Genomic DNA, 14,103 nt, shown 5'->3' with positions numbered 1-14,103 from the left:
ACCACAACTAGTATCGGAGCGAGATCATGAAGCGCACTTTGATTGCTGCAGCCGTCTTTGCCGTCGCGTCGACCAGCGCGTTCGCAGGTTCGATGAAAAACCCCTACCTGTTCAACGCCACGATGGTCGGCACCCAGGTCGGCATCGAAGGGTTTGTCCGCCTGTTCGGCTGTGTGTCCGTGTCGAGCACCGCCGGCGCCGTCGTCAACAACAACCAGTCGGTTTCCGTGCATGCGTCGCTCGACCCGATGGCGCAAAGCTACATGAGCGGCGCGATCACGACCCGCGTCAACAATCGGACGACCGGCATTTCCGGCACCGGCGCCAACAGCGTGTGGAGCAACAGCTCGTTCGCCACCGCGTCGCAGAGCGCATCGGCGCATCAGTCGTCGAGCTCGCATACCGCCAACTCGACCACCACGGTCAGCGCGGCGGCAGCCTACGCGTACGCCAATCAGGCGGCCTCGAGCGGCTCGAAGAGCTCCAGCCAGTCGAGCGACAGCGGCCACAACAGCAACAGCTCGTCTTCGTTCGACGCTGCGATCGCTCACAACGACGGCAACACGCACACCAGCTCGCAGTCGGGCAACTTCAGCGGCACGGTGTCGCAAGGCGCGTCCGGTTCGGTGTCGTACAAGGAGCAAAGCAGCAAGGGCTGGGGCAACAAGAGCTTTATGGCCAGCGGCTCCGAGCAATCGTCGGCCGGCGCGAGCGGCTCGAACAGCAAGAACCATATGTCGACCGCGTCGAATTCGTGGGGCGCATCGGATTCCGGCCACCTGAACACGGCTCACACCGATACGCAAAGCGAACACAAGAACAGCTCGAAGAACTGGGCGTCGAATTCGGCCAACAGCGGTTCGGGCAGCGCGGCGGCGGCAGCCACCACGACTTACGCGCATAGCGATTCGAAGACCAGCCAGGATGCGCACTCCAGCTCGTCGTCGTATGGCACGGCTTCGGCGGCGTCGAAAAACTGGGGCTATAACGTCAACGATACGTTGACCACCACCGACACCAGGACCACCGGCAGCGTCACGCAGTACGTCAACACGCAGGCAGCCAGCACGCTCAATGCCGGCACCGGCAACAACGCAGCCTCGGGTGTGTCGGGCAACCTCGGCGTGAACATTGCGCAAGGCATCAGCAATGCGCAAAGCAACGACGTGGCGCTCGCTTCGGTCGACATCGGCAACGTGTTCGGCAATGCGCAGATCTTCAGCACGCAATCCTCGGCGGGCATGGCGAAGATCAACAACGTCAACCTGAATGCGTCAGTCGGCGATGGCTCGCTGTCGGGCGTGTCGGGCAACGTCGGCGTGAACGTCGCGTCGGGCATCGGCAACGTACAGAACAACAGCCTTGCCGGCGCCGTCACGACGACCAACGCAGGCACCGCGATGACCACCGCAATGGTCGCCACGGATGACAACGCGCAAAGCGCCACGATGTCGGTCAAAGGCCAGTTCCAGGGTACCGCGATGCTCGGCGCCAACACGCTGGCAGGCGCGTCCGGCAACATCGGCGTGAACATCGCCGGCGGTGCGGGCAACCTGCAGCACAACGGCATGTCGATCGCCGCGCTGCGCAACGGGCACTAAGCCGCAAGGCACGCAACACGCTGTAAGCAGTTCATCGAAGTAAAAGCAGTGTAGCCATCACGACGGCTCGCGCCGGCTGCCAGAGAAGCAGCCGGCGCTTTTCAGGAGACCAGCATGTCCGGGTGTGTTCGCTTCCCGGCGTTACCGCTCGCCCTGGCGTTTGCATGTAGCACTTTATGTGCGACAGCAAACGCACAGGCGACCATCGATACGTCTACGCTCGCAGGTATTCCGCTGCACAAGACGGTGCGTTCGATGAGGGACATTCGCTACAGCAATATCGTCAGCCAGCAGTACGACTACAGCTGCGGCGCGGCTGCGCTCGCCACGATGCTGAAGTACGGCTACGGCATCGACATTCCGGAAACGGAACTGATCCAGCGGATGATGGCCTTCTCGTCGCCCGAGGTGGTGGTCAAGAACGGCTTCTCGATGCTCGACATGAAGAAATTCGTCGAGACCATCGGGCTGCGCGGCCGGGGCTTCCGGGTCGGCGCAGACGCGCTGTACCACCTGCAGATCCCCGTGATGGTGCTGATGAACATCGACGGCTATGAGCACTTCGTGATCGTCAAGCACGCCGAGAACGGCCGCGTGTTCATCGCGGACCCGGCGCTCGGCAATCGCATCCTGCTCGAGGAAGACTTCGCGAAGACATGGAACGGCCTCGTGTTTGCCGTGGTCGGCAAACCGTTCAGGGAGGATTCTCCGCTGTTGCAGGACAACGAGTCACTGGCGCTGAAGCTGCGTGAGCGGGCGCTCGCGACCGGCACCGCCATGACTCCCTTTGTCGAATTCGGCTTGACCAGGGCAGACCTGTTCTGACAAGACATGAAAAAACCATACTCAACCATCCGCCGCACCTTGTTAGCCTCCGCGCTGGCGTGCGGCTGCGCGGGTGCGGCACAGGCCGCGTCGGCCGCGGCCGATGCGGCGCCGGCGTTTCTCGCGGCACGTGATACGGGATCCGAATCAATCAAGTGGCAGGCAGTGGGCGACGACGTGCTGGCCCATCAGACCGGCAAGTTCGCCAACGGCCAGATGATCTCCGGCTTCGTGCTGAACCTGCTGTCGCAGTGGAACCTGCCGAACGGCTCCAACGCACTCGCGCAGGGGTCGCTGACGGTCGCGCAGAATGCGGCCAACCAGATGGGCGCGAGCGTCAACACGATGGCGCGAGTGACCGACGGTAGCAACGGCGGCATGGGCGCCAATCCGTCGGCAACCGTCAACGGCGGACAGAGCATCTCGGTGAACGGTGTATCGCAGGTCACCCAGGTGGCGGGCGATCGCAACCTCGGCATGAATGCGGCGCAGATCGACTTCAGCAACGGCGTGCCGCTTGCCGGCGGCAGCAATGCAACCAGCGCGAGCGCAAGCAACCTCGCCGGCAACGTCACGGCGAACATCACGTTCGGCAACGGCGGCGTAAACCTCGCACTGCGCACGCCCGCCGGCCTCGCGACCCAAAACATCGCACCGGGCGGCGCCAGCCAGGCCGGCTCGATTGCGCAGCTGGTGCAGATCGCCGGCAACAGCCAGCAGGTCACCAACCAGTTGCAGTTGCATCTGCAGACCGCGCAGATGTCGCCCGCGATGCTGCGCCAGGCCGGCGTAATGCAGGCGCTGCAAAACGCAATCAACGCCAGGAGATAGCGCGGGCCGCCACCCGCAGCACAACAAAAGCACCAGGGGGCAGTAAACAGCAGGACGAAGAGACAGGCTGCACAAAGCACAACAAACAGCGGCGCGCAGCCAGAAATACCGGGGGAATAACAAGATGATTACGGAGACGAAGGCCAGAAGGCCGCGCGTCAGGCTCGCGGCCATCCCGGCCGCGGCAATGATATTTGCGTTCTCGCAGGGGGCGGCGGCACAGTCGCTCGCGAGTCAATCGATCGACGAGCGGCTGAATACGCTGATGCGCGTGATCGACGAGCAGCAGCGGCAAATTCAATCGCTAGAGAGGCAAGTGACGAATCTGGAGATGTCGCAGCGCGGCCGCGGTGCACCCGGTTATGGTGCGCCCGGCTCGACCGCCGTGGCCGAACAGCCCGGCGCCGACGGCTTGCCGATGCCGCTGCCGCCGCTTGCGCAGATCACGCCAGGTGCGCCGGCACCGGGCGCGCAGAGCGGCACCGCGACCGGCGTGCCGGTCAATCCGCCGGCCCCCGAAGGCTCGACACCGACCGGCTCGACCGCGCCCGGCGCGCCGGTGGCGCCGCCCACCGCGATCGGCGAAACCCAGAAGGCCGCCGAACCGGTGCGCACCCAGGCCGAGGAAGCGGTCGTGCAGCGCGAGCATGCGCCGCTGTTCGACCGCAAGCTGACGCTCGACTGGGGTATCAGCGATACCTATTACGACCGGCGTCAGTTGCAGCTGTCGGGCTTTCTCGCACTCGATGCGATCTTTCTCGGCAACATCAACCTGGGGCAGACCAAGTCGCACCAGCTGATGGCCGACCTCGACACGCGTTACGGCCTCACCGACCGCATCAGCGTCGACGTCGACGTGCCGTACGTGTACCGGCATAGCAGCTTCATCTCGGGCGGCGCGGGCGGCGCGGCCAGCACCTTGTCCGATGCGTCGGTCAGTTCGCATGCGATCGGCGACGTCAACTTCGGCATCTACTACCAGATCCTGAAGGAGACCAACGACTGGCCGGACGTAGTCGGCAGCCTGCGCGTGAAGGCGCCGACCGGCACCTCGCCGTTCGGCACCAAGGTGGTCCAGCAGACGGCGGACAACACCAACCTCGTCGCGCCCACCGAGCTGCCGACCGGCACCGGTTTCTGGAACGTCACCGCCGGTTTGTCGCTGCTGAAGACCTACGACCCGGTGGTGCTGTTCGGCAGCGTCTCGTACACGTACAACATCGCGCGCTCGTTCGCCGATATCTCGTCGGTGGTAGGCCAGACGCAGCCGGCCACCGTCAAGCTCGGCGACATCATCCAGCTCGGCGCGGGCGTGGCCCTGGCGTTTTCGGACAAGGACTCGGCCAGCATCTCGTACACGCTCGCGCTCGAGCCAGAGTCGAAGACCAAGGCGCCGGGCGGCACCTACCAGAGCGTGCCGGGCAGCCAGACCACCTCCGCGATGATGAATTTCGGCTTGAACCACGTAGTGAACAAGCACCTGACGATCAACGGCGCGGTGTCGATCGGCTTGACGCCGGATGCACCGAACTTCGTGGTCGGCGTGCGCTTTCCCTACACCTTTTGACGTGTCAACGATACGAGGCCGATCGTGCGCGACTTCTCTCACCTGACTACCGTTCCAAAGCCTGCGGTTGCTGCCGTGCCGCTTGCGGTGGCGCGCGTACCGGAGCCCGTGGACCGTCCCGGCGGCACGCCCGTGTCCGCGCATGATGCGCGCGCCGCCGGCACGGGCGAGCGGGCCGAGCGCACACTGCTGTACCTGACGCGCACGCCGGACGATACGCTCGTCGCGCATCTGAAGAGCCGCAGCTGGGCCGTGTGCGTGGCGCGCTCGGCGCACGAAATCGCGCGCCTGTTGAAGACCGATGCGACCTGCGCGGGCATCGTCGACCTGGCGAGCTTCGCGGTGCGCGATCTCGCGGCGCTGGAGGCGAGCCTGCGCCAGCAGCAGGTTGGCTGGATCGCGCTCGCCAATGCGGAGCGCCTCGCCGACCCGGAAGTGCGGCGGCTGATCCGCCACTACTGCTTCGATTACGTGAAGCTGCCGGTGGCGCATGCGACGGTCGATTATCTGGTCGGTCACGCGTTCGGCATGGTGACGCTATGCGACAACGAGCTGATGATCGACGCCTCGCACGACGGCGACGAGATGGTCGGCACCTGCGACGCGATGCAGCAGCTGTTCCGCACGATCCGCAAGGTCGCCAATACCGATGCGCCGGTGTTCATCTCCGGCGAATCGGGCACCGGCAAGGAACTGACCGCGGTGGCCACGCACGAGCGCTCGCCGCGCCGCCATGCGCCGTTCGTCGCGATCAACTGCGGCGCGATTCCGCATCATCTGCTGCAGTCCGAGCTGTTCGGCTACGAGCGCGGCGCGTTTACCGGTGCAAACCAGCGCAAGATCGGGCGGGTCGAATCGGCCGACGGCGGCACGCTGTTCCTCGATGAGATCGGCGACCTGCCGATGGAAAGCCAGGCGAGCCTGCTGCGCTTCCTGCAGGAAGGCAAGATCGAGCGGCTGGGCGGGCATGAATCGATTTCGGTGGACGTGCGGATCATCTCGGCTACTCACGTCGATCTCGAGAGTGCGATGCGCGACGGGCGCTTTCGGGCTGACCTGTTTCATCGTCTGTGTGTGCTGCGCGTCGACGAACCGCCGCTGCGCACGCGCGGCAAGGACATCGAAATTCTCGCGCACCATATCCTGCACAAGTTCAAGTGCGATAGCGCGCGCAAGATTCGCGGCTTCACGCCTTCCGCGATCGAGGCGATGTACAACTACAACTGGCCGGGCAATGTGCGCGAGCTGATCAACCGGGTGCGCCGCGCGATCGTGATGGCGGAAAACAAGCTGATCGCGGCCGAGGATCTCGATCTCGGGAACTACAGCCAGCAGGAAACCATGACGCTGACGCAGGCCCGCGAGGCCGCCGAGAAACGCGCGATCGAGGCGGCGCTGCTGCGGCATCGGCACCGGTTGAACGAAGCGGCAATCGATCTGGGTATTTCGCGGGTCACGCTGTACCGGTTGATGGGTGCGCATGGGCTGCGCGAGCCGTGTACGGACGACAAGGGGTTGTTTGGCAGCGAGGGGGAAGTGCGGGAATAGCGGCGTTGGTCGTGGTCGTGGTGCCGGGATGCGCGAGCCAGTGCGAACCGGTGCGAATGAGCGCGAGTAAGTGCGAACACGCGCGGAGCCGGCGCGCAATCGTGGCGCCGGGAAGCCGGGAAGCCGGGAAGCCGGGAAGCCGGGAAGTAAAGGGGCGCATTTCCGGCGCGAGGTCGTCATGGCGCCGCGCGCTCGGTTAAAATCGCTGCCACTCTACGCTTCCCGCTTCCCTTCCATGACGACGCTGACCCTGATCGTCGCGCGCGCCCGCAACGGCGTGATCGGCCGAGACAACCAACTGCCCTGGCGGCTTCCCGAAGACCTCGCGTTTTTCAAGCGCACCACGATGGGCGCGCCGATCGTGATGGGCCGCAAGACGCACGAATCGATCGGTCGCGTGCTGCCGGGCCGCCGCAATATCGTCGTGACGCGCGACGCTACGCGCCGCTACGAAGGCTGCGACACGGTGACGAGCCTGGCCGACGCGCTCGCGGTGGCGGCCGCGGATAACGTGCCGGAAGCGTTTCTGATCGGCGGTGCGCAGCTGTACGAAGAAGGATTTCGCCGCGCCGATAAACTGCTGATCACGGAAATCGCGGCGGATTTCGCGGGGGATACCACGTTCCCCGCGCCCGATCCACGCGAATGGGAAGAGGTGTCGCGGGAGCCGCATCGCGCGAATGCGCCGAATGAGTTCGACTACGCGTTTGTTGCGTATCGGCGTAGAGCGGGTTGAGTGTCGACTGGCTGCGCGTTGCCGCGTGTTGCGAAGCGCACGTGCGTAGCAGCACGGCAAAGTTAGGGGCGGCGCTGCGGCGCGGTCCTACAGGCCTGCCGCACCGCCGCCGCGCGGGCCGCACGGCCCGCGCATCACATCCGCTTACTGCCCGGCGATCGTCATCCGCTCGATCAGCACCGAGCCGGTCTGCTTGGTGCCGCGCACGATCGTATCCGCACCAATCGCGACGATATGGCGGAACATCTCCTGCAGCGTGCTCGCCACAGTGATTTCCTCCACCGGATACTGGATCTTGCCGTTCTCGACCCAGAAACCCGACGCGCCGCGCGAGTAATCGCCGGTCACGTAGTTGACGCCCTGCCCCATCAGCTCGGTCAACAGCAGACCGGTGCCGAGCTTCTTCAGCATCGCTTCGAAGTCGTCGTCGGCTTTCGTCAGCGAACTGCGCAGCGACAGGTTATGCGAGCCGCCCGCATTGCCGGTGGTCGGCATGCCGAGCTTGCGCGCCGAATACGTCGACAGGAAGTAGCCTTCGACCACGCCGTCCTTCACCACCGAGCGCTGCCGCGTGCGCACGCCTTCTTCGTCGAACGGCGCGCTGCCCATCGCGCGCGCGACGTGCGGATCTTCAACCACCTGCACGTGCGGCGCGAACACCGGCTGGCCCAGGCTATCGACGAGGAAAGTAGTCTTGCGGTACAGCGCGCCGCCACTGGTGGCCTGCACGAATGCGCCAAGCAGGCCCGCCGCCAGCGGCGCCTCGAACAGCACCGGCACCTTGCGCGTGTCGAGACCGCGTGCGCCGGTGCGCGCCAGCGCGCGTTGCGCCGCGTAGCGCCCGACCGCTTCCGGATCGGCAAGTTCGGTCGAGCTGCGTTTGGAGGTGTACCAGTCGTCGCGCTGCATGTTGCGGCCACTGCCGGCGATCGGCGCGCACGCGACGTAGTGCCGCGAATACGGGTAGCCGGCGAGGAAACCGCGCGTGGTGGCAAGCACGAACTGCGAATGCTGCGCCGACACGCTCGCGCCTTCCGAATTGCGGATCTGCGGGTCGGTCGCGAAAGCGGCGTCTTCCGCGCGGCGGGCGATCTCGACCGCCTCGTCGGCGGACAGGTTCCACGGATGATACAGATCGAGATCGCGGGGATCCTGCTCGAGCAGTTCCTCTTCCGCGAGGCCTGCGCAATCGTCTTCGGCCGTGAAGCGCGCGATGTTGTAGGCGGCCGTCACCGTGTCCTTCAGCGCTGCGGGCGAGAAATCCGACGTGCTCGCATTGCCGCGCTTGTTGCCGATGAACACCGTCACGCCGACCATCTTGTCGCGGTTGTGCTCGATCGTCTCGACCTCGCCGCGCCGCACCGAAACCGACAGGCCGTCGCCTTCGGAAATCTCGGTCGCCGCGTCGGTTCCGCCGATCGCCTTCGCATGCCGAAGAATGTCCGACGCGATCTGCTTCAGTTCATCCTGCGTGTGCGGGAAGAAGCGCTGCCGGGTATCCGTTTCGATGTCTGCTGCCATTGTCGTTGCCGTCCTGAGTTGACGTCCTGAATGTGCGTGCTGCACGGGCGCGCTGCAGGCGCCCGCGGTTACGCGTTCGGTTGCGCGGAAGCCCGCGCGTCATCGTGTCCAGCCTGGCAGATGCGGCTCGCCGGCGGTTATGCAAGCTGCGCGCGGACGCTACCTGAACGCCGCACGCGCGGCACACCGAAGTGCGGCATAGCCGGGCGCGATAGATCCCGGATCACGCAGCGCACGCAGGCTCGTTTGCACTGCCTGTGCCGATACGTATTCTGCTAAAAAAGCGGGCCACGATGCATCCCGCGATCATAGCAAGGTACGCGACGCTGCACCTGGCATTCACTGCGCGAAATGTGCGGCGCGCAGCAGCGGCGGCGGCCTGCGGAGGGCGGGTATACCGGTATGTCCTGACGCGCGGCGCGATCGTGCCAGCGATACTTTTCGGCACGCGCGGCGCCGCGCCGGGCGCTGCGGGGCAATGCAGGGTGATACGCGGCGCCGCGAGGTGATACGGCCGATGCCGCGTCGCCCCGCCGCCGCGAGACGAAGCAGCGAAGCCGCCGGCCCCGACCGCCGGCCCCCACGGCTGAGCGACGCCGCCAGGCAACGCCGCCGCAGCGAGGCAAACAGCGAAGCCGACCCGGCGCGGCAGACGTCGCAAGTTACAATATCGGCTATGTCACGTAAAACCCGTATCCAACCTATCGAGCCCCCTGCCGTTGTCGACGACAACGGCTACGATCGGCCCAGCAAATCACAGCTCAAGCGCGACATGCTCGCGCTGCAGGTGCTGGGCGAAGCGCTCGTCGACCTGCCCAAAGATGCATTAAAGCGCGTGCCGATGCCCGAAAAGCTTGGCGATGCCGTGCGCGAAGCGCGTCGCATCACCGATCACGAAGGCAAGCGCCGGCAGATCCAGTACGTCGGGCGCGTGATGCGCTCGCTGACCGACGACGAAACCGCAGCGCTGCGCACGGCCCTCGAAACGCATCGCGGCGTCAACCGCGCCGAGACCGCGAAGCTGCACTGGATCGAGCGCACCCGCGAGCAACTGCTGGCGGACGACGCCGCGCTGACCGAGTTCCTGCGCCGGCATCCGGGCGCCGACCCGCAAGAGGGCCGCACGCTGATCCGCAATGCACGCAAGGAAGCGTTGGCCGGCAAGTCGCCGCGCTATTTCCGCGAGCTGTTCCAGTGGATCAAGCAGGCCGCCGGCGTGCCCGCCGACTCCCCCGATTCCGACGACGAGGACCTCGACGATGACGACGATGACGACTCCCGCGCGTAGCCATCCCGACGAGCTGATCGTCGGCCTCGTGTCGATCAGCGACCGCGCGACCAGCGGCGTGTATGAGGACAAGGGCATCCCGTCGCTGCAGGAGTGGCTGGGCGGCGCACTCAGCTCGCCATGGCGCAGCGAAACGCGCCTGATCCAGGACGACGCGCCGACCATCACCGCGACGCTCATCGAGCTGGTCGACAAGGCCGGCTGCGACCTCGTGCTGACCACCGGCGGCACCGGCCCGGCCCGGCGCGACGTGACGCCCGAGGCGACGCTCGCTGCGGGTACGAAAGAGATGCCGGGCTTCGGCGAACAGATGCGGCAGATCAGCCTGAACTTCGTGCCGACCGCGATCCTGTCGCGTCAGGTGGCGGTGATCCGCGAGACCGCGGCGCGCGCGGCGTTGATCATCAATCTGCCCGGGCAGCCGAAGTCGATCCGGGAAACGCTGGAAGGTTTGCGCGACGAAGCCGGCGCAGTGAAGGTGCCGGGGATTTTCGCGGCGGTGCCGTATTGCATCGATCTGATTGGCGGGCCTTACATCGAGACCAATGCGGCCGTGGTGGCCGCGTTCCGGCCGAAGAACGCCGTGCGGGCGCCGCGCTGAGCGGCTAAGGCTGAGGCCGGCGCGGGCCATCTTTCGTTCGGGATGGCCATAGCCGCGTAGCCGCAGCCCGGTGCGTCTGGTGCGTCCGGTGCGCAGATTGGATAGCGCGATTGAAAACCGCGCAACTGAATGCGGCGGCGCGACGCCGGCACAAGCCAAACAGTCTGCTCGGCTATACGGCGCGCCCCTGTTACGGCGCGCGCAAGCCTGGTCAGGCCTGCGCGTCGCCCGGCGGCGTGCTCGCGGCCGGAATCAGGAAATGCTCGCGGTAATAGCGCAGCTCGTCGATCGATTCGTGAATGTCCGCCAGCGCCGTGTGCATCGCGCGCTTCTGGAAACCCTTGTAGATCGCAGGCTGCCAGCGGCGGCACAGCTCTTTCAGCGTGCTGACGTCGAGGTTGCGGTAGTGGAAAAACGTCTCGAGTTCCGGCATCCAGCGCGCCATGAAGCGGCGGTCCTGGCAGATCGAATTGCCGCACATCGGCGACTTGCCGGGCGGCACGTGCTCGCCGAGAAAGGTGCGGATCTGCGCGGCCGCTTCCGCCTCGCCGATCGCCGACGCGCGCACCCGGTCGATCAGGCCCGAGCGGCCATGCGTGTTCTTGTTCCAGTCGTCCATCTTGTCGAGCGTCGCGTCGCTCTGGTGCACCGCGATCACCGGGCCCTCGACGAGCCGGTCGAGCTGCGAATTCGTCACGACGACGGCGATTTCGATGATACGGTCGTGGTCCGGATCGAGGCCGGTCATTTCCATGTCCAGCCAGACGAGGTTCATGTCGCTGCGCACTAGCGGCGCGGCGGAAGCGAGGATATCGGTCATTGAGAGCAAATGGGTCAGCGGATTTCAGCAGGGGCCGGCGCGGCGGCGGCATGTGACGTCTCTAACGCAGGTCACGACACGAGGCAGCAGGAATCGGCAAGGAATCGGCAAAAAACTGCAAGAAGCAGCAACCCGCGCGTAACAAGCGGGCCGCCAGCGCGAACGACCTTATAATTGTCGCATAGTTACCACGCACCTCCGGATGCCTACCGTGTACTTCTCCATTCTGTTCGTAATCGCCGTGCTGGCGATGGTCGCAACGAAGCTGTGGCTGGCTTCCCGGCAAGTCCGCTTCGTCGCCGCGCATCGTGAAAACGTGCCGTCGCAGTTCGCGGAGAAAATCGCACTCACCGCGCATCAGCGTGCCGCCGACTACACCGTCGAGCGCACCCGCCTCGCGATGTTCGAAATTGTCGTCAGCGCCGCCGTGCTGATCGGCCTCACGCTGCTGGGCGGCGTGCAGGCGTTGGATCTGGCGCTGTCCGGCTGGCTCGGACGCGGCTACGTCGGGCAGATCGCGCTGGTCGCGGTGGTGCTCGCAATCACCAGCGCGATCGACCTGCCGTTCGACTACTACCGCCAGTTCGGCATCGAACAGCGCTTCGGCTTCAATCGCATGAGCAAGCGCATCTTTATCGTCGACCGGATCAAGGGCGCGCTGCTCGGCGCCGCGTTCGGCCTGCCGCTGCTGTTCGTCGTGCTGTGGCTGATGAACCAGGCCGGCAGCCTGTGGTGGCTGTGGACGTGGATCGTGTGGGTCGGCTTCCAGATGCTGGTGCTGGTGCTTTATCCGACGCTGATCGCACCGCTCTTCAACAAGTTCGAGCCGCTGAAGGACGAAGCGCTGCGCGGCCGCATCGAAGCGCTGATGAAGCGCTGCGGCTTCGCCGCCAAGGGCCTGTTCGTGATGGACGGCAGCCGCCGCTCCGCGCACGGTAATGCGTATTTCACCGGCTTCGGCGCGGCCAAGCGCATCGTGTTCTTCGATACGCTGCTCGCGCGTCTGTCCGGCAGCGAGATCGAAGCGGTGCTCGCGCATGAGCTCGGTCACTTCAAGCGCCGCCACGTGATCAAGCGGATGGTCGTGACGTTCCTGCTGAGCCTCGCGATGCTCGCGCTGCTCGGCTGGCTCACGCAGCGGGTGTGGTTCTACGAAGGGCTCGGCGTGCGGCCTTCGCTGAGCGGCAGCAACGACGGCCTCGCACTGGTGCTGTTCTTCCTCGCGGTGCCGGTGTTCCTGTTTTTCGTTACGCCGTTCGGCAGCCTGAGCTCGCGCAAGCATGAGTTCGAAGCCGATGCGTTCGCCGCGTCGCAAACCGATGCGAAGGACCTCGTTAGCGCGCTCGTCAAGCTCTACGAGGACAACGCGTCGACCCTCACGCCCGATCCGCTCTACACCGCGTTCTACTACTCGCATCCACCCGCGTCCCAGCGCATCGACCGTTTGCTGCAACACGCATGAGCGGCCGCTCGCCGAAAACGGCACGCCGCGCTTCCGTTGCCATAGCCGATGGCGGAGCGGGCCGAGTCGACCCGCAACGGCTGCACGGCCGCGTGATCGCCGCCCACGGGCGCCATTACATCGTCGCGCCCGCCACCGGCGGCGCGCTGCTGCAATGCTTTCCGCGCGGCAAGCGCAGCGAGATCGCGGTCGGCGATCAGGTGGTCTACGAGATGAGTTCGGCCGATCAAGGCGTGATCGTCGAGATCGGTACGCGTCGCAATCTGCTGTATCGCTCGGATCAGTACAAGGCGAAGCTGTTCGCGGCGAACCTCGATCAGTTGCTGATCGTGCTCGCGACCGAACCGTATTTCAGCGAGGATCTGCTCGGCCGCGCGCTGGTCGCCGCGGAGGAAAACCAGCTCAAGCCGCTGATCGTGCTGAACAAGACCGACGTGACAGTCGCACTGCCGGTCGCGCGGCAGCGGCTCGAGCGGTATCGCTCGCTCGGGTACGAGGTGCTCGAACTGTCGATCAAGACGCAGCCGGAAGCGGCGCGCGAACTGCTCACCGAACATCTGCACGGCCACGCGACGCTGCTGCTCGGCCAGTCGGGGATGGGCAAGTCGACGCTGGTCAATCTGATCGTGCCCGACGCCGAAGCCGCGACCCGCGAGATCTCGACGGCGCTGAACAGCGGCCGGCACACCACCACCTTCACCCGGCTCTACCCGCTCGCGGGCGCCGACGCCGCGCTGATCGATTCGCCCGGCTTCCAGGAATTCGGCCTGTATCACCTGACCGAAGGGCGCCTCGAGCGCGCGTTCCCCGAGTTCCGGCCACTGCTGGCGAACTGCCGGTTCTACAACTGCCATCACCTGCATGAACCCGGCTGCGCGATTCTCGAAGCGGTCGCCGATGGTCGTATCGCCCGGGAACGGCACGCGTTGTACGCGCAGCTGGTTCACGAGGCAAGCCAGGTGGTGCGCTGAATCCATGCTGAAGCTGATGCGCGCGCCGAATCTGCTGATCGGCCAGCACTGGATCAACGTGCTGGCCACCGCGGGTATTGCATGTGAACTGCATAACCGCTATTTGAACGGCGCGCTGGGCGACATTCCGGCGGATCAATGCGCGCCCGAGTTGTGGCTGGTCGACGAACGCGATGCGGTGATCGCCAGAAGGCTGATTGAGGCCGCATCGCGTGGCCCGGCGCGCGATGCGCCGGCGTGGCGCTGCGCGGAATGCGGCGAGACGCTGGAGCCGCAGTTCACCGTCTGCTGGCAGTGTGGGACGGCGCGCAATCCGCTAGATGGTTGAGGGA

At 65.6% G+C, this 14,103-nt stretch carries 13 protein-coding genes; 11 read left to right on the top strand and 2 right to left on the bottom strand.

What is annotated here, in order from left to right:
* Positions 1-26: 26 nt before the first annotated feature.
* The 6 genes from ACYVNQ_RS28470 to ACYVNQ_RS28445 all read left to right on the top strand — a co-directional run bounded on the left by ACYVNQ_RS28470 (position 27) and on the right by ACYVNQ_RS28445 (position 7,108).
* Entirely contained in the window at positions 27-1,601 is a 1,575-nt protein-coding gene (locus ACYVNQ_RS28470) for a hypothetical protein (RefSeq protein WP_460907148.1), read from the top strand.
* A 114-nt stretch (positions 1,602-1,715) separates the two neighbouring features.
* Positions 1,716-2,426 carry a C39 family peptidase gene (locus tag ACYVNQ_RS28465; protein WP_460907146.1) on the top strand — a complete coding sequence of 237 codons (711 nt, stop codon included), beginning with the start codon at positions 1,716-1,718 and terminating at the stop codon, positions 2,424-2,426.
* A gap of 6 nt (positions 2,427-2,432) precedes the next feature.
* Positions 2,433-3,257 (top strand): peptidase C39, encoded by an 825-nt coding sequence (locus ACYVNQ_RS28460; RefSeq protein WP_460907143.1) that lies wholly within the window; start codon positions 2,433-2,435, stop codon positions 3,255-3,257.
* Positions 3,258-3,381: 124 nt separating this feature from the next.
* On the top strand, positions 3,382-4,824 hold the full coding sequence (locus ACYVNQ_RS28455; protein ID WP_460907140.1) for a hypothetical protein: 1,443 nt from the start codon (positions 3,382-3,384) through the stop codon (positions 4,822-4,824).
* Positions 4,825-4,956: 132 nt separating this feature from the next.
* Positions 4,957-6,372 carry a sigma-54 dependent transcriptional regulator gene (locus tag ACYVNQ_RS28450; RefSeq protein WP_460907737.1) on the top strand — a complete coding sequence of 472 codons (1,416 nt, stop codon included), beginning with the start codon at positions 4,957-4,959 and terminating at the stop codon, positions 6,370-6,372.
* A 235-nt stretch (positions 6,373-6,607) separates the two neighbouring features.
* Positions 6,608-7,108 carry a dihydrofolate reductase gene (locus ACYVNQ_RS28445; RefSeq protein ID WP_460907138.1) on the top strand — a complete coding sequence of 167 codons (501 nt, stop codon included), beginning with the start codon at positions 6,608-6,610 and terminating at the stop codon, positions 7,106-7,108.
* 144 nt (positions 7,109-7,252) lie between these two features.
* On the opposite strand, the gene pmbA is transcribed toward ACYVNQ_RS28445, so the two are convergent.
* Positions 7,253-8,629, bottom strand: coding sequence for a metalloprotease PmbA (gene pmbA / locus ACYVNQ_RS28440; RefSeq protein ID WP_460907135.1), 1,377 nt, complete (start codon positions 8,627-8,629; stop codon positions 7,253-7,255).
* 676 nt (positions 8,630-9,305) lie between these two features.
* Between pmbA and yjgA the strand changes: the two genes are divergently transcribed.
* Together yjgA and mog are read left to right on the top strand one after the other, a co-directional pair.
* Positions 9,306-9,917 carry a ribosome biogenesis factor YjgA gene (gene yjgA, locus ACYVNQ_RS28435; RefSeq protein WP_460907735.1) on the top strand — a complete coding sequence of 204 codons (612 nt, stop codon included), beginning with the start codon at positions 9,306-9,308 and terminating at the stop codon, positions 9,915-9,917.
* Positions 9,898-10,518, top strand: coding sequence for a molybdopterin adenylyltransferase (gene mog, locus ACYVNQ_RS28430; RefSeq protein ID WP_460907733.1), 621 nt, complete (start codon positions 9,898-9,900; stop codon positions 10,516-10,518). The genes yjgA and mog overlap by 20 nt, the downstream gene beginning before the upstream one ends.
* Positions 10,519-10,729: 211 nt before the next feature.
* Here mog and orn read toward each other — a convergent pair whose 3' ends face one another.
* On the bottom strand, positions 10,730-11,338 hold the full coding sequence (gene orn, locus ACYVNQ_RS28425) for an oligoribonuclease (RefSeq protein WP_460907133.1): 609 nt from the start codon (positions 11,336-11,338) through the stop codon (positions 10,730-10,732).
* Between the two features lie 202 nt (positions 11,339-11,540).
* Here orn and ACYVNQ_RS28420 point away from each other — a divergent pair, with 202 nt between their 5' ends.
* Genes ACYVNQ_RS28420 through ACYVNQ_RS28410 form a run of 3 tightly spaced genes read left to right on the top strand, consistent with a single transcriptional unit; the run spans position 11,541 to position 14,099 of the window.
* Positions 11,541-12,800 (top strand): M48 family metallopeptidase, encoded by a 1,260-nt coding sequence (locus tag ACYVNQ_RS28420; protein WP_460907130.1) that lies wholly within the window; start codon positions 11,541-11,543, stop codon positions 12,798-12,800.
* Entirely contained in the window at positions 12,797-13,771 is a 975-nt protein-coding gene (rsgA, locus tag ACYVNQ_RS28415) for a ribosome small subunit-dependent GTPase A (RefSeq protein WP_460907127.1), read from the top strand. Before ACYVNQ_RS28420 ends, rsgA begins: the two co-directional genes overlap by 4 nt.
* 7 nt (positions 13,772-13,778) lie before the next feature.
* Complete coding sequence (locus tag ACYVNQ_RS28410; protein WP_460907731.1) at positions 13,779-14,099, top strand: putative signal transducing protein; 321 nt, start codon at positions 13,779-13,781, stop codon at positions 14,097-14,099.
* The last annotated feature ends 4 nt before the right edge of the window (positions 14,100-14,103 follow it).

The sequence above is a fragment of the Paraburkholderia jirisanensis genome (genome assembly GCF_054782355.1).
Note: the sequence above shows the minus strand (reverse complement) of the source record. Positions and strands in the feature narration are given on the sequence as shown.

What these genes read in the sequence shown, in the direction of transcription:
- ACYVNQ_RS28470 (WP_460907148.1), top strand. Translation starts at nt 27, where the DNA reads ATGAAGCGCACTTTGATTGCTGCAGCCGTCTTTGCCGTCGCGTCGACC.
- ACYVNQ_RS28465 (WP_460907146.1), top strand. Translation starts at nt 1,716, where the DNA reads ATGTCCGGGTGTGTTCGCTTCCCGGCGTTACCGCTCGCCCTGGCGTTT.
- ACYVNQ_RS28460 (WP_460907143.1), top strand. Translation starts at nt 2,433, where the DNA reads ATGAAAAAACCATACTCAACCATCCGCCGCACCTTGTTAGCCTCCGCG.
- ACYVNQ_RS28455 (WP_460907140.1), top strand. Translation starts at nt 3,382, where the DNA reads ATGATTACGGAGACGAAGGCCAGAAGGCCGCGCGTCAGGCTCGCGGCC.
- ACYVNQ_RS28445 (WP_460907138.1), top strand. Translation starts at nt 6,608, where the DNA reads ATGACGACGCTGACCCTGATCGTCGCGCGCGCCCGCAACGGCGTGATC.
- pmbA (WP_460907135.1), bottom strand. Translation starts at nt 8,629, where the DNA reads ATGGCAGCAGACATCGAAACGGATACCCGGCAGCGCTTCTTCCCGCAC.
- yjgA (WP_460907735.1), top strand. Translation starts at nt 9,306, where the DNA reads ATGTCACGTAAAACCCGTATCCAACCTATCGAGCCCCCTGCCGTTGTC.
- mog (WP_460907733.1), top strand. Translation starts at nt 9,898, where the DNA reads ATGACGACTCCCGCGCGTAGCCATCCCGACGAGCTGATCGTCGGCCTC.
- orn (WP_460907133.1), bottom strand. Translation starts at nt 11,338, where the DNA reads ATGACCGATATCCTCGCTTCCGCCGCGCCGCTAGTGCGCAGCGACATG.
- ACYVNQ_RS28420 (WP_460907130.1), top strand. Translation starts at nt 11,541, where the DNA reads ATGCCTACCGTGTACTTCTCCATTCTGTTCGTAATCGCCGTGCTGGCG.
- rsgA (WP_460907127.1), top strand. Translation starts at nt 12,797, where the DNA reads ATGAGCGGCCGCTCGCCGAAAACGGCACGCCGCGCTTCCGTTGCCATA.